A 25875-nucleotide genomic window follows, 5' to 3' on the forward strand; every position below is an offset into this window, starting at 1 on the left:
CGCACCTTTGAGAGTCCGTTTGAGAATGGGATCAGTGGCTGATCCCATTCTCAAACGGACTCTTAATGGGACCAAGGACTGATTTTGCATTCTGCATCACCAAACTGCTCCCATGCGCAACCTTTCCCGAGGCTGGAAGCGCTCGCGTGAGGCCGCGCTCCGCCGCGGGCTGGGCGCCGCACGGAGGTGCTGTTGCACGCCTTCCTTGCAGAGCGGGACCTCGACCGCGACGGCGCCCTGTACTGGATCGCCGTCTACTGCGACCTCGCCCCCCGCCAGCCGCGCCCGCCCCGGGATGAAAAAGCACTGGCGCGGGCCGTGAGCCGCGCGCCAGTCCTTCTGCCGATGCGGGGGCTTAGCCCGTCAGGCGTGCTTGTGTCCGCCCGTCATGAGGTCGCGGACGACGCCGACGATGATCATCAGCACGCCGCCGGAGATGAAGCCCGCGACGGCATGCGAGATAATGGCGCCGACCGTCAGCTCCGTGCCCATCGGCAATCCGAGTGCCGGCAGGAGCCAACCGCCGACGACGCCGCCGACGAGACCGGCTACCGCGTCACCGGCGTGGCCGAGGCTGTATTGCTTCAGCAACGAGCCGACGACCCAGCCGCCGATGGCACCCGCGATTAGTTGCAGAATGAGGAAGACAATCATCGCATTCATAAGGTGCCTCCTTCCCTTGCCGCATGATGCGAACCGACGCACCCTATGGCAATTATTTTACACAATCGCCCGCCTCTTTGCACGAAGTACCTCTACGTCATCCGGTCGCAAGGACATCGCCTGTGCTCGATGAACGACGTCTTCGCCTAAACTCCGTCGCGGCGCCCCGCTCCATCCCGCGCTACCGCACATGTCCCGCGCCCTCGCACCTGCTTGACGGCGCCGGGCGACGGCGCGACCCTTCATTTGTCACGGCGGAAGGAGGCTTCGATGCCCCGCCGGATCGACCGAGCTCACGGCCTCAAGCCGGCTTTCGGGGCCGGGTTGGTGGTTCTTGCGCTTCTCGCCGCCGCGGCGGTCTCCTTCCCGCCGGCCGCGACGGCTGAGACGCCGATGCGCGTCTGGCCCTCGCAGCAGCATCCGGACCGGCAGCTCGTGCTGCCGCACCCCTGCACCTGCCGCGCCCAAGGCCATGATTTCCAGCTCGGCGAGAGCGCCTGCATCAGGACGAGCGACGGCCCCCGTCGTGCCGTCTGTGGCATGGAGCTCAACAACACCTCCTGGCAGGTGACGGGCGAGACCTGTCCGGAGTCCTGAACCCCGGCGCATGATGCCGAAGGTCGGATGCCACCTTCTGCAGGCTCGATGATCAATTCATTGGTATCGTTCACTTTTTCCGCATCTGGCGATGCCGCCCGGTTGCGGGTTGATCCACAGCATATTGATCCAATGCGTGCCGCCGCCGGGGGGCGGCCCGGCGGCGGTCTGTCGCGGTGACACCTGACTGAATTCTGTTCTTCGTGCCCGAGGCAGCCTGCGCGAATGCGCGCCTCAGATCGCTCCGAGCACGATTGCGCCGATCAAAAGGAAAGCAGCGCCCATCGCTACGACGTTCAGCAGATGCTGAACGCTGAGCTTCAACGTCAGGCCCATCATGACCTCCCTGTCATGGACCCGAGGGGTGAGACTAGCAGCAAAACGCCCGAGCGCGAAGCAGGTTCCATTGTGCATCGCAACAACGCGCCAAGATCAATATCCTGAACAAGGGGTTAACCCATTGAAGAATTATCGCAAGTTCTTGCCGTCGGCATGTGGATGACCGGCGCGGCTGCATAGCATGCCGGCAGTATAGGTTCGCCATACAGGGACATTTCAGGAAAAATTGAACCGATCGAAGCGCAACGATTGAACAGTCCGGCGCGGGGGGCACCACCGGCTGCGACCATGGGGCGCAAGGGCTGTTCGGCCGGGAAACGGCAGCGTCCGCCGTGGGCGAAGCCCCCTCGGCGTTGAGGAAGCGTTAGGACAATGCCGCGCATTCTCCGCGTCAGATCGGGGTGTCCGGGAGGCACCCGAGGCGCGCGGAGTGTTGCGTTATGGCGCGCAGGGTCGCCAAAATCCTTGCTGCGACGACCGTCTGCGGCGCCCTCGCCGGCTGCGGGCTCATGCTCTTCGAGAAGCGCGAGCCCTGGCGCAGCGAGGCGGAGGAGGCCTGCCTCGCCCAGAAGCTCGTCGAGCCCTCCGCCTATGTGGAGCCTATGCGCGCCATCAACGGCCCTGGCGCCTGCGGCATGGACCACCCGTTTCGCCTCTCCGCCTTCGCCGGCGGCACAGTGGGCCTGAAATCGAAGGCCATTCTCGCCTGCCCGGCCGTCTCCATGGTCGACCGCTGGCTCGCCGAGGTGGTGCAGCCGGCGGCCTCCCTCTACTTCGGTACGAGCGTTGCGGAGCTGCGCGCCGGTTCCTATTCCTGCCGCTCGATGAACGGCCAGCCGGGGGCCAGGCGCTCCGAGCATTCCTTCGGCAATGCGGTGGACGTCATGGCATTCCGCCTCGCCGACGGGCGTGAGGTCAGCGTCGTCAAGGGCTGGCGCGGTGCCGAGGCAGAGCAGGAGTTCCTGCGCGAGGTCTTCGTCGGCGCCTGCAACTATTTCACCACCGTGCTCGCGCCGGGGTCGGATGCCTTCCACTACGACCACATCCACATGGATCTGGCGCGCCACGCACGCGGCCGCACCATCTGCAAGCCGATCCTGAAGTTCACCCCCCGCCTGCCGCCGCCTGGCTCGCCGGACTATGGCCGGACACCCGTCGCGGCGAGCCGGGGCGGCTACGGGGAGGCCGGCTATCCGGGCGCCACGCCCGGGGGCGGGCCGCCGATGACGATCCATGACGGCTACCGGCAGACACCCGCCGGCGAGGAGGTACTGCCCGACGAGGAGGTGATCGACGACGCGGCGAACGGGGCGGGCTCGGCGCCGTCCCAGGCCCCCGCACCCAGGGCGGACGCCTACCGCCCGCCCGCCTCCGCCCCCGTCGTCAAGGGTCCGCCGCCGGCCTACGGTTCCGCCTACGGCTCCTACGGCGTGCCGCCCGGCGGCCTGCGCCCGCCGGGCACGATCGGCAGCCAGCGCTACTGACCCTCGTCCATCAGGCTGTCCAGGCCGCGGCGCAGGCCGACGTGCTCGTTGACGCGACGGATGGCGAGCAGCGTGCCGGCGACATAGGGAGCGGACGATGCCCCTGCATCGTGGCGGATGACGAGCCGTTCGTCCGGCAGGCCGAAGATGGCCTCGCAGGACAGGACGAAGCCCGGCAGCCGCAAGGAGTGCACCTGCACCGGCGTCGACAGGCCGATGGCCGCCCCGCGCGTCTCGTGGATGCCGGACAGCTCGTCGACGGGCTTCGACGTCGGCTCCTGGCGCACGAAGGACAAGACCTCTGCAAGCTCCCGCGCCGTGCCGGAGGGCGTGTCGGGCTTCTTGGCCGAGGCATAGTCGATGATCTCGACGTCGGGCACGTATCTCGCCGCCTCCAGAGCAAAGCGTTTGAGGAGCGTGGCGGTGATGGAGAAATTGCCGGCGGCGAGCACGCCCACCCCCTTTTCGCGCGCCGCGTCATCGATCTCGGCATAGTCCTCGGCGCTGAGGCCGGAAGTGCCCACGACGACGTGCCGCCGGGCGGCGATGGCGGTGAGCGCATGGGCCTTGACCGCGCTCGGCTTCGTATAGTCGACGACGACGTCGGAGGGCTCGGCGAGCGCCTCCTCCAGGGTGGCGCGGGCGATGACGCCGACGGGCTTCAGCCCGATGGCCTCGCCCGCATCCCGCCCTGCCGCCGAGCGCGACACGGCGCCGACGAGCTTCAGATCCTCCGACGCGAGGATGGCGGAAACGAGCGCCCGCCCCACCCAGCCGGTGGAGCCTGCGACGACGACGCGAACCATGCATTCAACTCCTGATGCGGCCGAAACGTCCTGAATCAGGCGGGCCGGACGGTGAGGTCGATCAGGATGTCACGACGCCGGCCCGTGGCAAGGCGGCTTTACGGGCGCACCAACGTTCCCGGCATCACCGACGTCCACGGCCGGACGCCCATCCCGCATCTCCGGTCTGACCGGCACGTCCGCGAGCGGCCATCCGGACAGCCGCCCGCCCGGCTTCCGGGATGACCGGCGGGCGGCGCACCGCTCGGAGCCGACGGCGCCGGGTGCAGGCGACCTATCGGGCCCCCAAGGGCGCCGTGGCCACGGCGCGCTCGGCAGGATCGCCATAGCCGCCGCCGGTGGGCGTGATGATGGTGATGGCCTCGCCCGCTTCGAGCACGGTCTGGTCGCGACCGCCGATCTCCTCGATACGGCCGTCGCGGCGACGCACGAGATTGTGGCCGACCTCGCCCGCCTCACCGCCGAAGAGGCCGAAGGGACGCACGCGACGATGGCCGGAGAGGATGGCGCAGTCCATGCGCTCGCGGAAGCGGATGGTGCGGCTCGTCCCGTCGCCGGCGTTCCACTTGCCCTTGCCGCCCGAGCCCTCGCGGATGTGGAAGTCCTCGAGCACGACGGGGAAGCGCGACTCCAGGATCTCTGGATCGGTGAGGCGCGAGTTCGTCATGTGCGTGTGCACACCCGCCGCGCCGTCGAAGCCGGGCCCTGCCGGCGCGCCGGAGCAGATCGTCTCGTAGTACTGGTACTGGTCGTTGCCGAAGGTGAGGTTGTTCATGGTGCCCTGGGCAGCGGCGAGCGCCCCGAGCGCGCCGAAGAGGCAGTTGGTCACCGCCTGGCTCACCTCGACATTGCCCGCGACGACCGCCGCCGGATAGCGCGGCGAGAGCATGGAGCCCTCCGGTACCACGATCCTGATCGGCCTGAGGCAACCAGCGTTCATGGGGATCTCGTCGTCCACCATGACGCGGAAGACGTAGAGCACGGCGGCGCGGGTGACGGGCGCGGGCGCGTTGAAGTTGTCGCCGCGCTGCTCGGAGGTGCCGGTGAAATCGACGGTTGCCTCGCGCTTCTCCTTGTCCACCGTGATCTTCACGCGGATGACGCAGCCCTGGTCCATCTCGTAGTCGAAGGAGGAGTCGTGCAGCCGGTCGATGACGCGGCGCACGGCCTCGGCGGCGTTGTCCTGCACGTGGCCCATGTAGGCCTGCACCACGGGCAGGCCGAAATGGGCGATCATCTTCTTCAGTTCCGCCACGCCCTTCTCGTTCGCCGCGATCTGCGCCTTGAGGTCGTTGACGTTCTGCACGACGTTGCGCGCCGGGTACTTCGCGCCCAGGAAGAGGTCGATCAGCTCCTTCTCCCGGAAGCGGCCCTCATCGACGAGCTTGAAGTTGTCGATGTAGACGCCCTCCTCCTCGATGGTCGTAGCGCGCGGGGACATGGAGCCCGGCGCCACGCCGCCGATGTCGGCATGGTGGCCGCGGCTCGCCACCCAGAAGAGGATCTTATCGCCCTTCTCGTCGAAGACCGGCGTGCACACGGTAATGTCGGGCAGGTGCGTACCGCCATTGTAGGGCGCGTTGAGCGCGTAGACGTCGCCCGGCCGGATCACCGGATTCTGGCGGATGATGGTCTCGACCGACCGATCCATGGAGCCGAGATGCACCGGCATGTGCGGCGCATTGGCGACGAGGCGGCCCTCCTGGTCGAAGACGGCGCAGGAGAAGTCGAGCCGCTCCTTGATGTTTACCGAATAGGCGGTGTTCTGCAGGGTCACGCCCATCTGCTCGGCGATGGACATGAAGAGATTGTTGAAGATCTCGAGCATGACTGGATCGGCCTCGGTGCCGATGGCCGTGCGCTTCGGCAGAGTCTTCACCCGCTCGAGCACGAGATGGTCGCGCGCAGAGAGCCGCGCCTCCCAGCCCTCCTCGACGATGACGGTCTGGTTGGGCTCGATGACGATGGCCGGGCCCGGGATGCGATGGCCGGGCTTCAGTGCCTCGCGCAAGAAGATGCCGGCCTCGTGCCAGGCTCCCTGGCTGAAGAAGCGCGTCTGCCGCGCCGCCTGCGGCCGCCCGTCCGCCGCCTCGTCGGCGCGGGCCTCGTCGAAGCGGGCGCCGCCGCCCACGGCTTCGACCTCCACCGCCTCGACGACGAGGGCCTTGGTCTCGTCGATGAAGCCGAAGCGGCGGCGGTGGTCGTCCTCGAAGCTTGCCTTCATCGCCTCGGCGGAGGCCGCCGGCACGACGAGGGCAGTGTCCGTCCCGGCGTAACGCACATGCGCCCGAACGTGGGTCTCCACGTCAGCGCGCGCGATGCCCTGGGCGTCGAGCTCGGCCAGGCAATCGGCGGCGAGCGCATCGGCGAGGGCGGTCACGGCAGCGGGGGCAGCACCGTCGAGCGGCACGTCGAGGGCCTTCTGGCGCGTGGCGCGCACGTCGGCGAGGCCCATGCCGTAGGCCGAGAGGAGGCCGGAAAAGGGATGGATGAGGATGCGCGTCATGCCGAGCGCGTCGGCCACCAGGCAGGCGTGCTGGCCGCCGGCGCCGCCGAAGCAGTTGAGCGCATAGGCCGTGATGTCGTAGCCGCGCTGCACCGAGATCTTCTTGATGGCCTCTGCCATGTTGGCGACGGCAATCTGCACGAAGCCGTCGGCCACTTCCTCCGCTGTGCGGCCGTCACCCACCTCTTCGGCGAGCGCCGTGAAGGCCCGCCGCACGGCCTCGGCGTCGAGCGGCTCGTCCTGATGCGGCCCGAAGATCTTCGGAAAGAAGTCCGGGATGAGCTTGCCGAGCATGACATTGGCATCGGTGACGGCGAGCGGCCCGCCACGCCGGTAGCACTTCGGCCCCGGATTGGCGCCAGCCGAATCGGGCCCGACGCGGAAGCGTGAGCCGTCGTAGTGCAGGATGGAGCCGCCGCCGGCGGCGACCGTATGGATGAGCATCATCGGGGCGCGCATGCGCACGCCGGCGACCTCGGTCTCGAAGGCGCGCTCGTATTCGCCGTCGAAATGGGCAACGTCAGTCGAGGTGCCGCCCATGTCGAAGCCGATGACACGGTCGAAGCCGGCGGAGCGGCCGGTCTCTGCCATGCCGACGACGCCGCCGGCGGGCCCCGACAGGATGGCGTCCTTGCCCTGGAAGAGCTCGGCCGCCGTCAACCCGCCCGAGGACATCATGAACATGAGGCGCGCACCGGTACGCGCAACATCGAGCTCCTCCGACACCTGCGCCACGTAGCGGCGCAGGATGGGCGAGAGATAGGCGTCGACCACCGTCGTGTCGCCACGGCCGACGAGCTTGACGAGCGGCGACACCTCGTGGCTGACCGAGACTTGGGCAAAGCCCATCTCACGCGCGATCTTCGCAGCCAGCGCCTCATGGGCGGGATAGCGGTAGCCATGCATGAAGACGATGGCGACGGCGTCGAAGCCCTCAGCCTTCAGCGCCTCCAGCTCGCGGCGGATGGCCGCCGGATCGGGTACCTTCTCCACCGTGCCATCGGCGAGCACACGCTCGTCGATCTCGACCACGGCGGCATAGAGCTCCTCGGGCTTGACGATGTTCCTGGCGAAGATCTTCGCCCGCGCCTGGTAGCCGAGGCGCAGGGCATCGCGGAAGCCCTTCGTGGTGAGGAGGGCCGTGCGGTCGCCCTTGCGCTCCAGGAGGGCGTTGGTCGCGACGGTGGTGCCCATGCGCACGTCGCCGATGAGCCCGGCTGGAATAGGCTCGCCCTTCTTCAGGCCGAGATGGTCGCGGATGCCCTGGACGGCGGCATCGCGATAGGCCTCCGGGTTTTCGGACAGGAGCTTGCGGGCGTGCAGGACGCCCCGCGGATCGCGCCCGATGACGTCCGTGAAGGTGCCGCCGCGGTCGATCCAGAAGTCCCACCGGCCGGTCGTCATGCCGCCATCTCCCACTGCCTGGCGCCGAGCGCCGCGAAGAAACCTTGCCTCGGGTGCCCCGGCAGCCCCATGCTCCCGGTGACCCGCCATGATGTGGGAGGGAAGCAGGTCGGCGATAAAACGTCAACATTTTGTTGACATGAAAGAGTCGATCGCTAGCATGCTCGTAATGGCCGCAGCTAAAAAAAGGGGAAGCTGCGCGCCGGGTGGGAGGCTTAGGATGACCGCTTGGACGATGTCCGGCGCGCATGCACCGTGCGCGCCTACAGGGTATTGCGGGGGCCGGCCGCAGCGTGCACGGCGCGCCGCCGGTGCGGTGCATGCGCAACGCCGGATGCGGGAGCGCTGACGATGCTGCGGCGTTGCCTCGACGGTCTCTATCTCCTCGCCGGATATGCAGCGGGCCTGTTCCTCGTCGCAATCCTCGTGCTGATGATGCTCCTGTCGGTCGGCCGGCAGGTGGGTTTCAACATTCCCGCGGGCGACGACTTCGCCTCCTGGTGCATGGCCGCGATGGCCTTCCTGGGCCTCGCCCACACGTTCAAGTCCGGCGAGATGATTCGCGTCGGCCTGGTGATCGACCGTCTGGACGGCCGAAAGCGTTGGTATTTCGAGATCTTCTCCCTCGTTCTCGGCCTCGGCTTCGTCGGCTTCTTCGCCTGGCACGCAGCGCTGCTCACCTACGACTCCTGGCGATTCAACGACATGGCCCAGGGGGTGGTTGCGGTGCCGCTGTGGATCCCGCAGCTCGGCTATTCCGGCGGTCTCGTCGTCCTCTTCATCGCCTTCGTCGATGAGTTCGCGCACGTGGTGCGCGGCGGCATGCCCCGCTACGAGAAACCGCCTGCGACCACCGCCGAAGAGGTAGTGGAGCGCGCCATCCAGAGCGGGGTCTGACCCATGGGCATGATCGAGATTTCGGGCCTGCTCTTCCTGCTGCTCGCCGCGCTGCTCGCCGGCGGTGTGTGGATCGCCATCGCCCTGATGGCCTGCGGCTGGGTGGGCATGCAGTTCGTCGCCGGCGGAATTCCAGCCGGCTCGGTGCTCGCCACCACCATATGGGGCAACAGCGCGTCCTGGACGCTCGCCGCCCTGCCCCTCTTCATCTGGATGGGCGAAATCCTCTTCCGCACGCGCCTGTCGGAGGAGATGTTCCGCGGCCTCGCCCCCTGGCTGAACTGGCTCCCCGGGCGCCTGATGCACGTCAACGTCCTCGCATGCGGCATCTTCGGCTCGGTGTCGGGCTCGTCCGCCGCGACCTGCGCCACAGTGGCCAAGATCGCGCTGCCGGAACTGAAGAAGCGCGGCTACGACGAAACGGTGAGCCTCGGCTCCCTCGCCGGCGCCGGTACGCTCGGCATCCTCATCCCGCCGTCGATCACAATGGTGGTCTACGCCGTGGCGGCCAACGTCTCGATCATCCAGGTGTTCCTGGCGGGCTTCCTGCCGGGGCTCCTCGTCATGGCGCTCTATTCCGGCTACATCGCCGTCTGGTCGCTGCTTAATCCCAGCAAGACGCCGCCAGCCGAGCCGCCCATGACGCTCAGGCAAAAGCTCGCGGCCTCCGCCAATCTCATTCCCTGCTTTCTCCTCATCTCGCTCGTCTTCCTCACGCTGCTCCTCGGCTGGGCGACGGCGACGGAATGCGCCGCCTGGGGCGTCGTCGGCGCCTTCGCCATCGCCTGGTGGTCGGGGAACCTGAGCTGGGACTCCTTCTGGCAGAGCGTGATGGGCACGACGCGCATCACCTGCATGATCATGCTCATCCTCGCCGGGGCCTCTTTCATGTCGACGTCGATGGCCTACACCGGCATTCCGGTGGCGCTGGCACAATGGGTCGACGGGCTCAACCTGAGCCCCTTCGCCCTGATCGCGGCGCTGACGGCGATGTACATCCTCCTTGGCGCGGCGCTCGACGGCATCTCCATGATCGTGCTCACCACAGCGGTGGTGATCCCCATGGTGAAGACCGCCGGATTCGATCTCGTCTGGTTCGGCATCTTCCTGGTGCTCGTGGTGGAGATGGCGGAGGTGTCGCCGCCCGTCGGCTTCAATCTCTTCGTCCTGCAGACGATGAGCGGCAAGGATTCGAACACGGTGGCACTAGCCTCTCTGCCCTTCTTCTTCCTGCTGGTGGTGGCGGTCGCCGTCATCACAATCTTTCCGGACATCGTGATGTTCCTGCCGAAGGTGGCCTTTCCGGACTGACCGTGCGTAAGGAGTGACGTCAATGAAGGGGAATGGTTTGATGAAGCTCAGACTGCTCGCGGCCTGCGTGGCCGCAGGTCTTTCGTCCGTGGCTCCCGCTGCGGCGCAGACCAAATGGAACCTGCCGTCGGCCTATCCGACCGACAATTTCCACACCGAGAACCTCATGCAGTTCGCCAAGGACGTTGGCGAAGCGACCGGGGGCAAGCTGCAGATCACGGTCCATGCCAACGCCTCGCTGTTCAAGGCGCCCGAGATCAAGCGCGCCGTGCAGACCGCGCAGGCACAGGCCGGCGAGGTGTTGATCTCGCTGCACGAGAACGAGGATCCGATCTTCGGAGTGGACGTGGTGCCTTTCCTGGCCTCGAGCTTCGAGGAGGCGAGGAAGCTATGGCAGGCCTCGCGCCCTGCCATAGAGAAGAAGCTGGCCGCCCAGGGCCTCATGGTGCTCTACGCCACGCCCTGGCCACCGCAGGGCGTCTATGCCAAGAAGGAGCTCAACGCCGTCGAGGATCTGAAGGGCCTCAAGTGGCGCTCCTACAACGTCGGAACGGCGCGCATCGCCGATCTCGTCGGGGCCCAGCCAGTGACGATCCAGGCTGCCGAACTGCCGCAGGCGCTCGCGACCGGCGTCGTCAACGCCCTCATGACCTCGGGCGCAACCGGCTATGATTCGAAGATCTGGGAGAGCCTTACGCACTTCTACGATACGCAGGCCTGGATCCCGAAGAACATCGTCTTCGTCAACAAGGCCGCCTTCGACGCCCTCGACAAGCCGACCCAGGATGCGCTGCTCAGGTCGGCCGCCACCGCCGAGGCACGAGGCTGGAAGCTCGCCCAAGACAAGACGAAGTGGTACCTGGAGCAGCTCGCGGCGAAGGGCATGAAGGTTCAGCCCCCGGGCCCGACGCTGGCTGCCGGCTTCAAGAAGATCGGCGAGCAGCTCACCGCCGACTGGCTGAAGAAGGCCGGCGCCGATGGACAATCGGTCCTCGACGCTTACAAGAAGAACTGAAACGGCCGAACGGGCGCGGCGCGAAGAGTGCCGCATTCCCGACGTTCCGGGCCGCCGCGATGGGTTCGCGGCGGTCGTCGGCGAGCCCCCGCGGCTTGCCGGTCCCGAGGTGAAGCGAGCACGCGACGGATGACCATGGGCGATCGCACGACATCATCGGAGGCGCTGGGCCCCATCGTCTCGTCGGCGCACCTCGCCGCGGGCCAGATGCCGTCTCTCTCGGAATTCGAGTTCGGGCTCATCCTCGTCAGTCACGCCTTCCACCGCTGGATGGTGCGCGGCATGGCGGCGGCGGGCATCCCCGAGCTCTCCGCCCTCGACGTACTCGTCCTGCACTCGGTCAACCATCGCGGCAAGGTCAAGCGCCTCGCCGACATCTGCCTCGTGCTCAATGTCGAGGACACGCATCTCGTCACCTATTCGGTGAAGAAGCTCGAGCGGCTGAAGCTCGTGAAGAGCGGCAGGCAGGGCAAGGAGAAGGTCGTGACCGTGACGGAGGCGGGCGAGGCCGCGTGCCTGCGCTACCGCGAGATCCGCGAGGCGCTGCTCGTCAAGGCGGTGAAGGGCCTCGGCTTCGACGAGAAGGCCCTGTCGGAGATCGCGAGCCGCATGCGCGCGCTGTCGGGCCACTACGACCAGGCGGCGCGGGCCGCAGCCTCCCTTTGAGCGTGTCCCCGCGCATCCGCCAAAGCACTCCGGCGAGCGTACGCTTGCACCGCCGGGCTTGACCGAAGGCACGCCGCCCCGCATCGTCGTTTCGTGATCGCATCGACAGCGACGGAGACGTCATGCGCGCGCTTCTTGCCCTCACCCTTCTTGCTTCCGCGACCGCTCTCACGGCCCCCGCCGCCGGGCGCGAGCAGATCCCCGCGGAGGCGCGCGAGATCCCGTGGACCGGCCGGCTGCCTGCCTGCGATGATCCGGCCGTCCTCTCCCACATCGCGAGCAACTTCGCCTCGAAGGAGGCGAACTACTGGCGGTCGAGCCTTCGGATCGACAGCTTCGTCAAGGTGCGCCCGCTGGCCTGGCGGCCGTGGGGGGCCGATTACATTCCGCGTCAGTTCTGTTCGGCGCTGGCGCTCGTCTCTGACGGCCACGAACGACCCGTCCACTATTCGATGCGGGAGGATCTTGGACCGATCGGCATCGGCTGGAACGTGCAATGGTGCGTCACCGGGCTCGATCGCAACTGGGCCTATGCACCCTGGTGCAAGGAAGCTCGTCCCTGAGCCGAGGCGATTGCCTTCCGCTCCGCCTTTCCTGAGCCTCTTTCATCCTGCCGGGCTCCGGTCCGGCCACGCGCCCTAAAGCCCCGACCAGCACCAATCCATCATTCTTGATCAAATTGGACGCGCCTCCCCGAGACGATGGATCGAAGGCGCCAGAGGGGATATGCATGAGCTATTCTCGTTTGCGCACTACACCGATCGGCTTCGCCGTCGCCCTTCTCGCCATCGCCTTGGGCATCACGCCCGCGGTCGCCCAGCCGCGCGGCGCGGAGGCTGGCGTACAGAAGGGCGCGACCGCCGGGCAGTTCGATTTCTACGTCCTGGCTCTCTCTTGGTCGCCGGGCTTCTGCACCCTCGAGGGAGATGCCAGGAACCGCGACCAATGCGAGACCGGCGCCAGACTCGGTTTCGTCGTGCACGGGCTTTGGCCGCAGTACGAGCGGGGCTATCCGGTGGAATGCGAGCCGATGGTGCGCACGCCCTCGCGCCTCGCCCTCGACACGGCCAAGGGCCTCTATCCCGACGAGGGGCTCGCCCGATACCAATGGCGCAAGCACGGCACCTGCTCGGGTAAGAGCCCGACCGACTACTTCGCCGACGTGCGCAAGGCGCGTGAGGCGATCGTCTTGCCTCCGGCCTTCGAGAAGCCCGATGGCGACCAGAACTGGACCCCCCTCGATCTCGAGCGAGCTTTCGCCGCGGCCAATCCCGGCCTGCGCCCGGACATGATGTCCGTCTCCTGTCGGCGCGGCGTGCTGCAGGAGGTGCGCATCTGTTTCTCCAAGGACCTGCGCGGTTTCCGCATCTGTCCCGAGCTCGACCGCACGGGCTGCCGCGGCGGCATGGTGAAGGTCGAAGCCCCCCGCTGAGACCGGGGCCTCCCTCGCTGTCTGCGTCCGCGCGCTCGGGACGCCTTGCGCGCCCCTGTGCAACGTGCCATCGCAGGTCGCGATGAAGGGTGGGCTGTGCGGCGGCCCGCAGGCCGTCGGCGCCGACGGAACCGGCCGGACAGGGACCCGTAGCCGAACCGCAAGACGGGAATGAATTATCGACACGCCTATCACGCCGGCAATTTCGCCGACGTGATGAAACATGCCCTTGTCGCGCGCATCCTGGCGCATCTCCTGAAGAAGGAGACGCCGTTCCGCGTGCTCGACACGCATGCCGGCATCGGCCTCTACGATCTCGAAGCCGAAGAGGCCGGCAAGACGCGCGAGTGGCAGGGCGGCATCGGGCTCCTCGAGAGCCCCCTCGCCATGCCCGCGGCCGAGACCCTCATCGCCCCCTATCGCGCCGCGATCGCCGCCGTGCGGGAGCGTTTCGGGCCGATGGCCTATCCGGGCTCACCCATGCTGCTATGGGCGATGCTGCGGCGCGACGACCGCGCCATCGTCGTCGAGCGCCATCCGGTCGACAGCGAGACGCTGGCCGAGCTCTTCGCTCGCGACCGGCGCATCAAGCCCCTTGCCCTCGACGGCTGGACCGCCCTGCACGCGATGATTCCGCCGAAGGAACGTCGTGGCCTCGTCCTCGTAGATCCCCCGTACGAGGCCACGGGCGAACTGGAGCGCCTCGGCGAGGAGCTCGCCCGCGCCTGGCGGAAGTGGCCGACCGGCATCTTCGTCGGCTGGTATCCGATCAAGGATGCGGCCCCCATCCAGCACTTCGCAGATGCCCTCGCGGCGCGTGGTCTGCGCAAGGTGCTGCGCCTCGAGCTCCTCGTCGATGCGACGGACGACCCGGCGCGGCTCAACGGTTCGGGCCTCGTCGTAATCAACCCGCCCTGGACGCTGAAGGAGGAGGCGGAGGTGCTGCTGCCGGCGCTTGCGGAGCGCCTCGGCCGAAACGGACGCGGCGGATTCCGCTCGGCCTGGATCGCGCCCGAATAGGGGCTCGTCTGCGCCGCCCCGCATTGCCGCCCCGCGCCCGATGGGCCACAAGAGCGACGGCGCACGCCGGAATGGGTGCGCGCACCTCGTCCCGCCCATCCGCGAGCTGCCTGATGCTGACGCTTCGTTCCTCACCCGCCTCCCCCTTCGGCCGCAAGGTGAAGATCGCCGCCTACCTCCTCGGCCTCATGGACCGAATCGAGGTAGTCAACGCCGATACGACTGACCCGAACGATTCGCTGCGCCGGCAGAACCCGCTGGGCAAGATCCCGACGCTCGTCCTCGAGGACGGCACGACACTCTACGATTCGCGCGTCATCCTCGAATACTTCGACCATCTCGCCGGCGGCGGGCGCATCCTGCCCAACGGGGCGGAGCGCTTCACCGTGCTCGCGCGCCAAGCTCTCGCCGACGGCATCATGGATGCCGCCCTCCTCCAGGTCTACGAGGGCCGCTACCGTCCAGCCGAAAAGCACGAGGAGAAGTGGCTCGCGCTCCAGGCCGGGAAGGTGGAACGGGGCCTCGCCGCGCTCGAAGCCGCGCCGCCCGCCCTCGGCGAGCGCATCAACGTCGGCCATATCGCTGTCGCCTGCGCGCTGGGCTATCTCGACCTGCGCTTCGCTGGACGCTGGCGCGCCGACCATCCGAAGCTGGTCGCCTGGCTCGACACCTTCGCTGCCCGCGTGCCCGCCTTCGAGAAGACGAAGGCCACGCCCTGAGACGGACCCAACCGAAGGGGGAGCGGCTCGCGACGTCTCCCCGCCCCAAGCCGAACGCTCGCCTGCGAAACCGCCGGTGGGCTTCTCTATTGGGCGGTATCAGTCCAGCGCCCGGCGCGACGAACGTTCAAGAATGTCTAAGATGGGTCGAAAGCGGACGTTAATCGAGGTCTCCTGGTAGGCTAGAAAGCCTTGCAGGGTACTGGAGCCGTCGGGCACGGTTTCTGAAACCGACCCGGACCAGGCGCCGTTGGTCTGCTGCCCATGGCGGCGAAAACCCAGAATGCGCGAGATCACGATGAAGCTTTCCGGTGGCTGCAACTGCGGACAGGTCCGCTACGAACTCGACGGCGAGCCCATCCGCGTCGGCATCTGCCATTGCGAGACCTGCCGGAAGGAGTCTGGCTCAGCCTTCTCCTTCTTCGGAATCTGGCCCAAGGCCAGCGCAACCCTGTCGGGCGAGCTCGGATGCTGGCAAAGCCGGGCGGGAGGTGAGCGCTTCTGCCCGAAATGCGGCTCATCGCTCTTTAGTTGGAATGACGAGTCGGACCAGATCGAAATCAAGCTCGGCACATTGGACAGCCCGCCCAGCGCGCTTGTGCCAGCCTATGAACTCTGGACCATCCGCCGGGAGCCGTGGCTGGCGCACCAGAAGGGCGCAGAGCAGCACGCGCGTGATCGCCAGGATTCCGGCGCCTGACACTGGCGCTCTCGTAGCATGGACCGGAGCTATCCCATCACCCCCGATGGGCGCGACACACCCTGGTTGCCGGCCGGCTGTGGCGGGCCGGCAACCCGGCGATTCCCGAGGCGCGGACGCAGAAACTGGTCCGTGACCTGATGGACGCCGGACGCGTAGCGAAGGATGCTAAGCGGGGCCACGGCGATCCGGGGCGCGCGCGAGCAGTCATGCATGTGGCGAAGATCGTGCTCGGCGAGCGCGTTCCGGTGCGGGGCGTGAGCTGACTGTCGCGCCAGGTCTCTGGCTTCTCTCCGAAGTCGGCGTATCGGCCGCTTCGTGGTTGGGTCCGGCGAGTGGTGGATCATGTTTTGCGCGGAGTGACCTTCGGCCTCCAGACCCGCCTCGATCTGACCGCCCCTCGGTCCCTGGTGGGACATCGCTCCGCCCTGTGGCGGATCCCGGAAGGGCCTTTTCCTGCGCGCCGTGAAGAGCACGGACAAACGAAAAACCCGGCAGCCAAGGCTGCCGGGTTTCCGTGGTTCAGATCCGAACGATCGGCTCAGAACTTGTAGTTGAGGCCGGCGCGGACGACCGAGAACTCGGTGCCGGCCTTGTTGACGCCGTAGTAGCGGTTGTCGCCGAGGTCGACGTAGAGGTACTCGGCCCTGGCCGTCAGGTTGTTGGTGAAGGCATACTCGATGCCGCCGCCGAGGGTCCAGCCCGTGCGCGTGTCCGACTTCGAGAAGGCGATGCCGGCCGTGGTGTCGACGCCCGAGAACTTCGTCTCGCCGTAGGCCAGACCACCCGTCACGTAGACGAGGGCGCGGTCGAAGGCGACGCCGACGCGGCCGCGCACCGTGCCGAAGTACTCGACCTCACCGCGACCCGTGCCGACGTTGCCGTTGGCGAAGCGCAGGGCGCTCGTGGAGCCCTTGAGGTCGGCGTACTGGATGTCGGCCTCGAGGCCGGCGACGAACTGGCCGAACTGGTAGTTGTAGCCGATCTGGCCGCCGCCGATGAAGCCGTCCGGATCGTCGAAGCCGGCGCCCTTGGAGAACTCGCCGAAGCCGTAGCCGGCGTTCACACCGACGTAGAAGCCCGTCCAGGTGAAGACCGGCACGACCGGCGCCGGGGCAACCGGGGCGACGCGGCGGCTCGGCAGGTCGGCAGCGCTGGCGGCACCGGCGGCAGCGACGAGGCCGAGAGCGGCAACGCCCGCGAGGAGAACCTTCTTCATCACTCACTCCTTCTTCATTGGCGGCCGGCGCTTCGTCCGATCCGCGTGTTGCATCTCTCTATCGCAACGCAGCGTCCGCGTCTGTTGCGAAGCTGCCACAACGCCATGGCGCACTGTGGCAGCACTGTGGCGGGGTATGGGTCGTGACGCGTCACATTCCTAAACCCCGTTAACCGGCTCAGAAGCGCAGGTTGACGCCTCCCCTGAGCACATTGGTGGAGGTGTCGATGCTGCCGCTGCGCGCCGTCGTATAGTACCGTTCGCTGCCGAGTTCATAGCGCAGGAACTCGCCGCGCATCGAGATCGACCGCGACAGTTGCAGTTCGGCACCGGCGCCGATCACCCAGCCGACATGCGTCTTGTCGCTCTTGGTGACGGAATCCTTGTACTGCTGGCCGGAGCCGGCGATGCCGGCGGTGCCGTAGACGAGCAGGCGGTCGAACGTGTAGCCTGCCCGGCCGCGCAGACTGCCGAGCCACCGCTGGCGGTACTTCTCGGAGTAGCCCTTGTTGTCCACCGACGAGAGGCTGACATCGCCTTCGACGCCGATGACCACGCGATCGGCCTGGGCATTGAAACCCGCCTGCACGCCGCCGACAAACCCGGAGGTGTTGAGCGGCCCGCCCCTGCCGATGCCGCCGCCGGCGTGCGCGCCGACATAGGCACCGCGCCAGTCCGATCCGGCGCCGTAGCCGCTGCTGCTCGTGCCGCCGTTGTAGGCGTAGGGGTCCGACGCCCATGCGGCATCCGTCGCCAGCGACAGGCCGAGCGCAAGGCCCGCTACCGCCACCGACCTGCCGCACCAAAGCATCTTCATGAGCATCCTCGTTATCCGATCGATGCGCCCCGTCACCTCGCGAGGCTTGATAGTTCAGAGGACCGGGCGAATGAACGGCAGGGACCGGAAAAGCTGCAAACGCGGCTAAAATCTTCTTAACTGCATTTACCTTCGCATAACCTTGCCGCCCCCTTTCCCCGAGGCACCTTCGGCCACGCAACCTATGGCGACGCTTGCACCCGGGCGCTGCCCGTGCAAAAGCCGACTCGAGCCGAGAGATGGATTGCATGAGCAGCGCGACACCGCCGATCTCCGCCTTCATCATCACCTTCAACGAGGCTGATCGCATCGGGCGCACGATCCGCGCCGTGCGCGAGCTCACCGACGATCTCGTCGTCGTCGACTCGGGATCGAGCGATGCCACGCGTGAGATCGCGGAGAGCCTGGGGGCGCGCGTCTTCGTCAACGCCTGGCCGGGCTACGGCCCGCAGAAGCGCTTCGCCGAGGACCAGTGCCGCCACAACTGGCTCCTCAATATCGACGCGGACGAGGTCATCCCCGAGGACCTCGCCGCCGAGATCGCCGACCTCTTCGCCCAGGGCGAGCCGGCCGCCGATGCCTACGAGATCCGCATCGCGGAGATCTTCCCGGGCGAATCAGCCCCCCACTCCCTGGCCTACGCGCTGGCCCCGGTGCGGCTCTACCGCCGCGACAAGGGGCGCTACTCCCCGTCCACGGTTCATGACCGCGTCGATCTCGCTGCCGGGGCGCGCGTCGAGCGCCTCAAGGGCACGATCCACCATTTCTCGGTGCGCTCGATCGGGCACCAGATCGCCAAGCTCAACGCCTATACGGATGCGCAGGCCGATGACCTGGACAAGCGCGGCATCAGCGTGCCCACCCTGCGCCTGTTCGTCGAGTTTCCGGCCGCCTTCCTGAAGGCCTATATCGGCCGGCGCCATTTCCTGCGTGGCACCTACGGTTTCATGACGGCGATGAACTTCGCCTTCTTCCGTTATCTGCGCGTGGCCAAGCACGTGGAGCGGCGCCTCAACGCCCGCTCCCGCAGGAGCGGAAAGCCGTGACGGGCGCGGTGCGGGAAGTCGCCCTCATCACCGGCGGCGCGCGGCGCATCGGCCGCGCCATCGTCGAGCGTCTGGCAGCAGAGGGCTATGCCGTCGCCATCCATTGCCGCCGCTCGCGCGGCGAGGCCGAACGGCTGATGGGCGAGATCGTCGCCCGCGGCGGGAGGGCCGCCGTCGTGCAGGCCGACCTCGCCGACGCCGCGGCGGTCGCGGGCATCATGCCGGCGGCGCGAGCGGCCCTCGGCCCGGTGACGCTCGTCGTCAACAACGCCTCGATCTTCGAGCCGGACGAGGTCGCGACGCTCGACGCCGCCCTGTGGGACAGGCAGTTCGCCGTCAACCTGCGAGCGCCCGCCCTGCTGGCACGCGACCTCGCCAACGGACTGCCGGATGGCGCGGCGGGCGCCGTGATCAACATCCTCGATCAGCGCGTGTGGAAGCTTACGCCGCAGTTCCTCTCCTACACCCTGACCAAGGCGGCCCTTCACACGGCGACGAAGACCATGGCGCAGGCGCTCGCGCCGCGCATCCGCGTCAATGCGGTGGCGCCGGGACCGACCCTGTCGAGCGCCCGGCAGGACCCGGCCGACTTCGCCCGCCAGAGCGCCGCGATGCCGCTCGGCCACGGCGCCTCGCCCGAGGAGGTGGCGGAGGCGGTCCTCTTTCTCGCGCGCGCGGCGAGCATCACCGGCCAGACCATCGCGGTCGACGGCGGTCAGCACCTGATCTGGCAGACGCCCGACGTGGTCGGAATCAACGAGTGAGGGCGATCGCCGAGATCAGCCGGCCGTAGTCGGGCTCGCCCCGGTGCGTCGTGCGGCGGTAGCTGTAGAAGCGGCGCTCATCGGCATAGGTGCACAGACCGAGGTCGGTGAAGCGGCCGATGCCCGCAGCGGCGCAGCGCGCAGCGATGTAGGCGGGCAGGTCGAACATCGCGTGGCCGGGCCGCGGCGAAGCAGCGAAGAAGCGCGCATTCGCTGCATCCGCCTCGCGGAAGTGGGCGACGAATTCCGGCCCCACTTCGTAGGCTGCACGGCTGATGGTGGGGCCGAGCACCGCGAGCGTGCGCTCGCGCCTGGCGCCGATGCGCTCCATCGCGTCGAGAACGGCCTCGACCACCCCCGTGAAGGCGCCCTTCCAGCCCGAATGCGCCGCGCCGACGACCCCCGCCTCCGCATCCGCGAAGAGAATCGGGCCGCAGTCGGCGCTCGATACGCCGAGGACGAGGCCGGGGGTGGCCGTCACCATGGCGTCTGCCTTCGGGCGCTCGCCGTTGAGCCAGGGTCCGTCGGCGACGAGGACGTCCGACGAGTGCACCTGGTAGAGCCCGAGGAGCCTCTCCGGCGTGACGCCGAAATGCGCTGCCATGCGGCGCCGGTTCTCGGCCACCGCCTCCCGATCATCGGCCGAGCCTACGCCGCCGTTGAGCGAGGTATAGATGCCCTGCGACACGCCGCCCTCCCGCGTGAAGAAGGCATGGCGGATGCCGGGCAGGTCCTTCAGGATGTCGGCCTCGATGAACATGCGGTCTTCCCCAGGTCCGCCTGAATCAGCCGGCGGCGCTGCTTCCCTTGGCATCGTCGGGCGCCTGCCGTCTGTCAAACCCTGGCAGCAGGGGCAGTGCCGGCGAGGCGACAGCGAGCACCTTGAACAGCCGGCCCATGCCGGTCTTGCCCGCGTCGGTCAGCCGCGCCACGGCGGCATCGATCGCCCTCGCCTGGTCGGCCGCGGCGCGGCGCTTCAACATACCGGCGCGCTCCGCAAGGCCCAGCGCAAGCAGGAAATCCCGCTGCATCACCGGCCCGTGGACGGCCGCTCCCGCCGCCAGCGCTTCGCAGGCGAGGGCAGTAAAGTCGACATGCACCGTCAGGTCGGCCTCGCCCGGCTCGGCGAGGGGATCGACGAAGGCGTGGCCCTTGAGCGCCTGCAGGGTTTCCCCGAAGCCCGACGCCACGTGGCCGTAGTCGACGACCAGCGCCGCGCCCCCGAAGCGGACGATGCGCCCGGCGAGGGCCCGCAGGACCTCGCCCGACGCGGCCGCGACCTCGCGCACCGATCCGACCGGCGCCGCCAGCGTGAGCGCCGGTTCGGGCTCCGGCGCAAGGCCGAAAGCGAGCGCGCCGTCGTCTCCCAGCCCGACGAGGCGCTCGCACCAGCCGCGCTCGGTACGCTGGTACTGGCGCACCGGGAGCGCATCGAAGAACTCGTTGGCAACGACCACGAGGGGCCCGTCCGGGAGGCTATCGACGGTCGCGTGCCAGGTCGGAGTGATGCCGGAGGAGGCGAGCGCCACCTGCTGCCGCTCGCGCAGGACCGGGCTCGTCTCGACGAGATGCACGGCGAGAGCCTCGCGGAAGGCCGGAAGCGCCCGGGCTGCCCGCAACGCGTCCGCCATCAGCGTGCCGCGCCCGGGCCCGAGCTCGACGAGGTTGAGGCGCGCCGGACCTCCCATCAGACGCCACGTCTCGGCCGCCCAGAGACCGACGAGCTCGCCGAACATCTGCGAGATCTCGGGGGCGGTGACGAAGTCGCCGCGCGCGCCGAAGGGATCGCGCGTCATGTAGTAGCCGTGTCGCGGGTGGCCGAGGCAGAGCGCCATGTAGCGCTCGACCGAAATCGGCCCCTCGAGCGCAATGTGACGCTTCAGTTCGGCCGCGAGCGGCGTATCCGGGGCGGCCGCGCTCACGCCGCGGCATCTCCCCGTGACGGGGCTTCGCCCTTAGGCAACGTGCGGCCTGCGCGTGCGGCGAGGATGAGCGCGAGCCCGGCGATGAGGAGCGGCAGGCTGAGCACCATGCCCATGGTCACGCCGCCGCCCAGCGCCGATACCCCTGCCCCGAAGAGGAAGCCGAGCTGCGGATCGGGCTCCCGGAAGAACTCGCAGACGCTGCGGGCGAGCGCATAGCCGACGCCGAAGATGCCGGCGATTGTCCCCGGACGGCGGAAGCCGAGGAGACGCACGGCCACCGCGACAACGCCGAAGAGCACCAGTCCTTCTGCGAAGGCTTCATAGAGCTGGCTCGGGTGGCGCGGCACCGGGCCGCCGTTGGGGAAGACCACCGCCCAGGGCACGTCCGGCGCCGCGCGCCCCCACAGCTCACCGTTGATGAAATTGGCGATGCGGCCGAAGAAAAGGCCGATGGGCGCCACCGTCGCCGCCAGATCGAAGAGCGACAGGACCGGCAGGCCGCGCGAGCGGGCGAACAGCCAGATGGCGACCGCTGCACCCGTGAGACCGCCGTGGAAGGACATGCCGCCCTTCCATACGGCGAAGATCTCCAGGGGATGGGTGAGAAATTCGGCGAAATTGTAGAAGAGCACGTAGCCGAGTCGTCCGCCGAGCACGACGCCGAAGGCGACATAGACGAGCATGTCGTCGAGCTCGGCCGCCGTCGGTCGCTTCAGACCGCCCCACAGGGCCTCGCCGGCAACAAGGCACCGGGCATAGAGCCAACCGCCGACCAATCCGGCGACATAGGCGAGCGCGTACCAGCGGATCGCGAAGGGCCCGATGGTGACGATCACCGGATCGATCATCGGGAAGGGAATGGCAAAGAGCGGCATTCGGTCTCCTCTGGCGGTGTCGCCACTGTCCGCAAGCCTGCGCGGGCGTCAAGCGGGCGCCGCCCCCCCGCGTCATTACCGCTTCGTCATCCCCGCTTCCTGGCCGTGGGGCAACGACGACACGATGGCGCAGGCACCTGCGCCGGGCTGCGACCCGGGCCGCCCGATGCTATAGACGGCTCGCCCGCCGCTCCGACGGCGCCGAGGGATGAGGGTTTCGCCATGACGCAGACGACCGGCCGCTTCTTCGACGACATCGCGCGCCTGGTGACGGATGCCGCCGGCATGGCGCAGGGTGCTCGCCGCGAAGTGGAGACCATCGTGCGCGCCCAGATGGAGCGCGTGCTGCGCAGCATGGATGTCGTCTCGCGCGAGGAGTTCGAGGCCGTTCGCGAGATGGCGATCGCCGCGCGGGACGAGAACGAGCGCCTCGCCGAGCGCCTCGCCGCGCTCGAGGCGAAGCTCGACGCGAGCGCGTCGGCCCAGGGCGAGTGACGCGCCGCCTTGTCCAATTGCCGCCTTTGCACCTTTGGCTTGTGGACAGGCCACGCGCCGCGGTTGTGAGCCGACGCCGAATCCCGGACGGTCGCGACGTGTTCTGTGCGACGTGACTCGCGCGAGCTATAGTCGAAGAGACAGGTGATTCGCCGTCTGCTGCGAGCCTTCGGTGGTTTTGCGCAGTATTGGCGGGTGTGCCCGAAGCTCGATCGGAGCGTTCTTCTGCGTGCTCCGGGTGTGGTCGCGTCGACCGTGTTTGCGTCGCGTCCCGAGATCTCGCGCACCCCAGGCGCGCGAGGTCGTTTCGAACCCGAGCGAGCCGGGGGATCGGCATGGCCCACGTCGAATTCGAGATCGAGCGCAGCGAGCACCCGCTCGATATGCTCGAACGACTCGCATCACTCAACGACTGGACCTTCGACCGCGCCGAGGACGACGAAATGTCGATCTCGATCGCCGGAAGCTGGGCCGAGTATCATGTTGCCTTCACCTGGATCGAGGAGGTGGAGGCGGTGCACATCGCCTGCGCCTTTGACATCAAGGTGCCGGAGCGGCGCCAAGGCGACATGCTCAAGCTCGTCGCGCTCATCAACGAGCAGTTGTGGGTCGGTCACTTCGATCTCTGGAGCGCCGAGAACGTGGTAATGTACCGCCACGCGCTGCTTCTCGCCGGCGGGGCTGAGCCCACCCGCGGCCAGTGCGAGATGCTCCTGAAGACGGCGACCGATGCCTGCGAGCGCTACTATCAGGCCTTCCAGTTCGTACTCTGGGCCGGCAAGAGCGCGCGCGAGGCCCTGGACAGCGTGCTGTTCGAGACAGAAGGCGAGGCTTGAGCGCGCTGCGGGGCAGAGGCGGCTCCCACGCCTTTCGTCCGCCCCGCCCATCGCCTGCGCAAGGCGGACGGATACCTGCTCCCGCAGGCTGCGGCTTCACTGTGCCGGCCGAGACGCTCCAATCCTAGTATGGTGCAGACGCCTGCCGAATCGTGGACGTCGGGAGGTGTTCCAAGTGTGAAACCGAGGTCATTCCGATGGTAGCAGCGTTGCCCTCCACTCTCGTTCTCGTCGGCGCCGGCAAGATGGGCAGCGCCATGCTGGACGGCTGGCTCGCGACCGGCATGGCGGGGCCGGGCATCACGATCCTTGACCCGCACCCCTCCGCAGACATCGCGGCGCTCGCGGACAGAACGGGCATCCGTCTCAATCCGCCCCATGCCGAGATCTCCCCGCCGGAGGCGCTCGTCCTCGCCATCAAGCCGCAGTCGCTCGACGCCGCAGCGCCCGAGATCGCCCGCCTCGCCGGCGCCGGAACCGTGGTCGTCTCGATCCTCGCCGGCAAGACCATCGCCAATCTCAAGGCCCGACTGCCGCAGGCGCGCGCGGTCGTGCGCGCCATGCCGAACCTGCCTGCCTCCGTGCGCCGCGGCGTCACCGCCGCCGTCGCCAGCCGCGAGACCAGCCAGGCCGAGCGCGCCATGGCGGATGCGCTCCTCTCCGGCGTCGGCACGGTGGAATGGCTTTCGAGCGAGCACCTGATCGACGCGGTGACCGCCGTCTCCGGCTCCGGTCCGGCCTATGTCTTCTATCTGACCGAGTGCCTGGCGAAGGCCGGTGCCGCTGCCGGCCTGCCGGAGGATCTCGCCATCAGGCTCGCGCGTGCCACCGTCACCGGCGCGGGGGAGCTCCTGCATCAGAGTGACCTGCCGGCGGCGAAACTGCGCCAGAACGTCACGTCCCCGGGCGGCACGACCGCGGCAGCGCTCGACGTGCTCATGAACAACGCCCTGGAGCCGCTGATGGTGAAGGCGGTTGCGGCGGCCAGGAAGCGTGCGCAGGAGCTGTCCGGCTGACCGGACGGGCAAAGAAAACGGCCGGCACCCGCGGGTTCGCCCTTCAAGGCACCGTGCAAGCCATTATCTTGTGATCGGTGCCGTTCGCGACGCGGAGATCGACCATGGTCCGCAAGCCCGCCTCCAAGCCCGCCTCCAAGCAGGAGGAACAACCGACGGCCGACCCGCGCGAGAGGATCGTCGATGCCCTGATGCGCCTCGCCGCCGAGCGGCCCTGGCGCGAGATCGAGATCGGCGACGTGGCGCGGGAGGCGGGCATGAGCCTCGCCGAGCTGCGGGATCACGTGCCGTCGAAGGGCGCGATCCTTGCCCTGTTCTCGCGCATGATCGACCGCAAGGTGCTCGAAGGCACGAGCGAGGAACTCGCCGAGGAGCCGCCGCGGGACCGTCTCTTCGACGTGATGATGCGGCGCATCGATGCGCTCACTCCCTACAAGCCGGCGCTGAAGCGCATCGCGCGCGCCCTGCGCACCGATCCGCTGGCGCTCGCCGCCTTCAACCGCGTGGCGCTCAATTCACAACGCTACATGCTCGCCGCCGCCAATATCGGCACGGAGGGCAGCATGGGCGCCCTGCGCCTGCAGGGCGCCGTCTGCGTCTTCGCCCGTGTGCTCGACACCTGGTTCGAGGATGATGATGTCGGTCTCGCCAGGACGATGGCGCGGCTCGACCGGGAACTGCGGCGCGGCGAGAGGCTCCTCGTCTGCGCCGAGGACATCCATCGCCTCACGGCGCCGTTGCGGGCCGTGGCCCGGCTCGTCTGCGAAGGCCCGCGCGAGGCGCGCCGGCGCTTCCGCGAGCGGGCGCGCGACACCACCCGTCACGACGAGGACGGCGAGGACTACGCCCCCGCGATCTGAGCGTGGGCTACAGCCTCGCCCCTCGACCGCCGCGGCCTTCTCCGGTAGCTGAATGCGTCCGATCGAAGACGACACGATGCCGAGACCGGAGATCGCCCCATGCTGGATACCGCCGCGCCGAACCAACACATTTCCTTCGACGATTTCCTGAAGGTTGACGTGCGCGTCGGCACGATCGTCGAGGCTGCACCATTTCCCGAGGCGCGCAAGCCGGCGATCAAGCTCGTCATCGACTTCGGCCCCGAGATCGGTCGCAAGAAGTCATCGGCGCAGATCACGAAGAACTACACGCCGGAGGCGCTCGTCGGCCGGCAGGTGCTTGCGGCGGTCAATTTCCCGCCGCGGCAGATCGGCCCCATGATGTCGGAGGTCCTGACGCTGGGCGTGCCGGACGCGAAGGGTGAGGTCATGCTCGTGGCGCCGACGGCGCCGGTCCCCGACGGCGGCCGCCTGTACTGACCTG

Annotated in this window: 26 protein-coding genes; 18 read left to right on the forward strand and 8 right to left on the reverse strand. The window is 68.2% G+C overall.

Going from position 1 to position 25875, the window contains the following annotated elements; genetic code table 11:
• Positions 1-363 precede the first annotated feature (363 nt).
• A complete protein-coding gene (locus QNA08_RS13570; RefSeq protein WP_283741266.1) occupies positions 364-663 on the reverse strand; it encodes a hypothetical protein in 300 nt (99 codons plus the stop codon).
• A gap of 270 nt (positions 664-933) precedes the next feature.
• Between QNA08_RS13570 and QNA08_RS13575 the strand changes: the two genes are divergently transcribed.
• The gene (locus QNA08_RS13575) at positions 934-1260 is read left to right on the forward strand and encodes a hypothetical protein (RefSeq protein WP_283741267.1); all 327 of its coding nucleotides are present in this window, start codon (positions 934-936) and stop codon (positions 1258-1260) included.
• Positions 1261-2039: 779 nt separating this feature from the next.
• Positions 2040-3083: an extensin-like domain-containing protein gene (locus QNA08_RS13580; protein WP_283741268.1), complete on the forward strand. Its 1044-nt coding sequence runs from the start codon at positions 2040-2042 to the stop codon at positions 3081-3083.
• Here the strand turns inward: QNA08_RS13580 and dapB are convergent.
• Positions 3077-3889 carry a 4-hydroxy-tetrahydrodipicolinate reductase gene (dapB, locus tag QNA08_RS13585; RefSeq protein WP_283741269.1) on the reverse strand — a complete coding sequence of 271 codons (813 nt, stop codon included), beginning with the start codon at positions 3887-3889 and terminating at the stop codon, positions 3077-3079. The two genes, QNA08_RS13580 and dapB, sit on opposite strands and share 7 nt — an antisense overlap.
• A gap of 274 nt (positions 3890-4163) precedes the next feature.
• Complete coding sequence (locus tag QNA08_RS13590; RefSeq protein WP_283741270.1) at positions 4164-7799, reverse strand: hydantoinase B/oxoprolinase family protein; 3636 nt, start codon at positions 7797-7799, stop codon at positions 4164-4166.
• A 351-nt stretch (positions 7800-8150) separates the two neighbouring features.
• On the opposite strand from QNA08_RS13590, the gene QNA08_RS13595 reads away from it, so the two are divergent.
• The 9 genes from QNA08_RS13595 to QNA08_RS13635 all read left to right on the forward strand — a co-directional run bounded on the left by QNA08_RS13595 (position 8151) and on the right by QNA08_RS13635 (position 15559).
• On the forward strand, positions 8151-8696 hold the full coding sequence (locus QNA08_RS13595) for a TRAP transporter small permease (RefSeq protein WP_283741271.1): 546 nt from the start codon (positions 8151-8153) through the stop codon (positions 8694-8696).
• Between the two features lie 3 nt (positions 8697-8699).
• On the forward strand, positions 8700-10007 hold the full coding sequence (locus QNA08_RS13600) for a TRAP transporter large permease (RefSeq protein WP_283741272.1): 1308 nt from the start codon (positions 8700-8702) through the stop codon (positions 10005-10007).
• Between the two features lie 40 nt (positions 10008-10047).
• Positions 10048-11022 (forward strand): TRAP transporter substrate-binding protein, encoded by a 975-nt coding sequence (locus QNA08_RS13605; protein ID WP_283741273.1) that lies wholly within the window; start codon positions 10048-10050, stop codon positions 11020-11022.
• A gap of 135 nt (positions 11023-11157) precedes the next feature.
• Positions 11158-11688 (forward strand): winged helix DNA-binding protein, encoded by a 531-nt coding sequence (locus QNA08_RS13610; RefSeq protein WP_283741350.1) that lies wholly within the window; start codon positions 11158-11160, stop codon positions 11686-11688.
• 122 nt (positions 11689-11810) lie between these two features.
• Positions 11811-12251, forward strand: coding sequence for a hypothetical protein (locus tag QNA08_RS13615; protein ID WP_283741274.1), 441 nt, complete (start codon positions 11811-11813; stop codon positions 12249-12251).
• A gap of 167 nt (positions 12252-12418) precedes the next feature.
• Positions 12419-13120 carry a ribonuclease T2 family protein gene (locus tag QNA08_RS13620; RefSeq protein ID WP_283741275.1) on the forward strand — a complete coding sequence of 234 codons (702 nt, stop codon included), beginning with the start codon at positions 12419-12421 and terminating at the stop codon, positions 13118-13120.
• Positions 13121-13291: 171 nt separating this feature from the next.
• Entirely contained in the window at positions 13292-14140 is an 849-nt protein-coding gene (locus QNA08_RS13625; RefSeq protein WP_283741276.1) for a 23S rRNA (adenine(2030)-N(6))-methyltransferase RlmJ, read from the forward strand.
• A gap of 113 nt (positions 14141-14253) precedes the next feature.
• Positions 14254-14859, forward strand: a complete 606-nt coding sequence (locus QNA08_RS13630; RefSeq protein ID WP_283741277.1) for a glutathione S-transferase — start codon at positions 14254-14256, stop codon at positions 14857-14859.
• 283 nt (positions 14860-15142) lie between these two features.
• On the forward strand, positions 15143-15559 hold the full coding sequence (locus QNA08_RS13635) for a GFA family protein (protein ID WP_422679920.1): 417 nt from the start codon (positions 15143-15145) through the stop codon (positions 15557-15559).
• 541 nt (positions 15560-16100) lie between these two features.
• On the opposite strand, the gene QNA08_RS13640 is transcribed toward QNA08_RS13635, so the two are convergent.
• The gene (locus QNA08_RS13640) at positions 16101-16778 is read right to left on the reverse strand and encodes an outer membrane protein (RefSeq protein WP_283741278.1); all 678 of its coding nucleotides are present in this window, start codon (positions 16776-16778) and stop codon (positions 16101-16103) included.
• Positions 16779-16956: 178 nt separating this feature from the next.
• Entirely contained in the window at positions 16957-17595 is a 639-nt protein-coding gene (locus QNA08_RS13645; protein ID WP_283741279.1) for an outer membrane protein, read from the reverse strand.
• Positions 17596-17843: 248 nt separating this feature from the next.
• Between QNA08_RS13645 and QNA08_RS13650 the strand changes: the two genes are divergently transcribed.
• Positions 17844-18641, forward strand: a complete 798-nt coding sequence (locus QNA08_RS13650; protein ID WP_283741280.1) for a glycosyltransferase family 2 protein — start codon at positions 17844-17846, stop codon at positions 18639-18641.
• Complete coding sequence (locus tag QNA08_RS13655; RefSeq protein ID WP_283741281.1) at positions 18638-19405, forward strand: SDR family oxidoreductase; 768 nt, start codon at positions 18638-18640, stop codon at positions 19403-19405. Before QNA08_RS13650 ends, QNA08_RS13655 begins: the two co-directional genes overlap by 4 nt.
• Here the strand turns inward: QNA08_RS13655 and pgeF are convergent.
• The 3 genes from pgeF to lgt are packed head-to-tail and all read right to left on the reverse strand — an operon-like array spanning position 19395 to position 22205.
• On the reverse strand, positions 19395-20165 hold the full coding sequence (gene pgeF, locus QNA08_RS13660) for a peptidoglycan editing factor PgeF (RefSeq protein ID WP_283741282.1): 771 nt from the start codon (positions 20163-20165) through the stop codon (positions 19395-19397). The genes QNA08_RS13655 and pgeF overlap by 11 nt on opposite strands.
• Positions 20166-20190: 25 nt before the next feature.
• On the reverse strand, positions 20191-21327 hold the full coding sequence (locus QNA08_RS13665) for a class I SAM-dependent methyltransferase (RefSeq protein WP_283741283.1): 1137 nt from the start codon (positions 21325-21327) through the stop codon (positions 20191-20193).
• Positions 21324-22205: a prolipoprotein diacylglyceryl transferase gene (lgt, locus tag QNA08_RS13670; RefSeq protein ID WP_283741284.1), complete on the reverse strand. Its 882-nt coding sequence runs from the start codon at positions 22203-22205 to the stop codon at positions 21324-21326. The genes QNA08_RS13665 and lgt overlap by 4 nt, the downstream gene beginning before the upstream one ends.
• A gap of 222 nt (positions 22206-22427) precedes the next feature.
• Here lgt and QNA08_RS13675 point away from each other — a divergent pair, with 222 nt between their 5' ends.
• The 5 genes from QNA08_RS13675 to QNA08_RS13695 all read left to right on the forward strand — a co-directional run bounded on the left by QNA08_RS13675 (position 22428) and on the right by QNA08_RS13695 (position 25871).
• Positions 22428-22700, forward strand: coding sequence for an accessory factor UbiK family protein (locus QNA08_RS13675; protein WP_283741285.1), 273 nt, complete (start codon positions 22428-22430; stop codon positions 22698-22700).
• A 335-nt stretch (positions 22701-23035) separates the two neighbouring features.
• The gene (locus QNA08_RS13680; RefSeq protein WP_283741286.1) at positions 23036-23536 is read left to right on the forward strand and encodes a type III secretion system chaperone family protein; all 501 of its coding nucleotides are present in this window, start codon (positions 23036-23038) and stop codon (positions 23534-23536) included.
• A gap of 197 nt (positions 23537-23733) precedes the next feature.
• The gene (gene proC / locus QNA08_RS13685) at positions 23734-24552 is read left to right on the forward strand and encodes a pyrroline-5-carboxylate reductase (RefSeq protein ID WP_283741287.1); all 819 of its coding nucleotides are present in this window, start codon (positions 23734-23736) and stop codon (positions 24550-24552) included.
• Between the two features lie 104 nt (positions 24553-24656).
• The gene (locus QNA08_RS13690; protein ID WP_283741288.1) at positions 24657-25412 is read left to right on the forward strand and encodes a thioredoxin domain-containing protein; all 756 of its coding nucleotides are present in this window, start codon (positions 24657-24659) and stop codon (positions 25410-25412) included.
• 99 nt (positions 25413-25511) lie between these two features.
• Positions 25512-25871: a tRNA-binding protein gene (locus tag QNA08_RS13695; RefSeq protein ID WP_283741289.1), complete on the forward strand. Its 360-nt coding sequence runs from the start codon at positions 25512-25514 to the stop codon at positions 25869-25871.
• Positions 25872-25875 lie beyond the last annotated feature (4 nt).

The organism is Chelatococcus albus (assembly GCF_030067675.1).
GTDB classification, from domain to species: Bacteria; Pseudomonadota; Alphaproteobacteria; order Rhizobiales; family Beijerinckiaceae; genus Chelatococcus_A; species Chelatococcus_A albus.